1 pseudogene is annotated in these 282 nt (G+C 62.4%); it reads left to right on the top strand.

Annotation, left to right across the window (positions count from 1 at the left end):
- Positions 1-282 (top strand): annotated as a pseudogene (locus F8274_RS30975) (hypothetical protein); the annotation flags it as partial.

Genomic DNA, 282 nt, shown 5'->3' with positions numbered 1-282 from the left:
GAACAACCACGCCCGCCAGGACGGCGGCGGCATCTTCAACCGCGGCGTGCTCAAGGTCGAGGAATCCCACATCGACGACAACACCGCCGGCGGCAACGGCGGCGGCATCGCCAACGGCAACGGCAACGACAAGAACAACCACGACCCGCACAACTACGGCCAGAACAACTACGGCCAGAACAGCTACGACAGCAACAGCTACGACAAGAACAAGGACAAGGACAAGGACTTCAAGCACGACGACGAGGCCGGCACCGTCGAGATCCTCGGCTCCGTCAAGGG

Origin of the sequence: Micromonospora sp. AMSO31t (assembly GCF_008868175.1) — a bacterium.
Classification (GTDB): Bacteria; Actinomycetota; Actinomycetes; order Mycobacteriales; family Micromonosporaceae; genus Micromonospora.
Note: the sequence above shows the minus strand (reverse complement) of the source record. Positions and strands in the feature narration are given on the sequence as shown.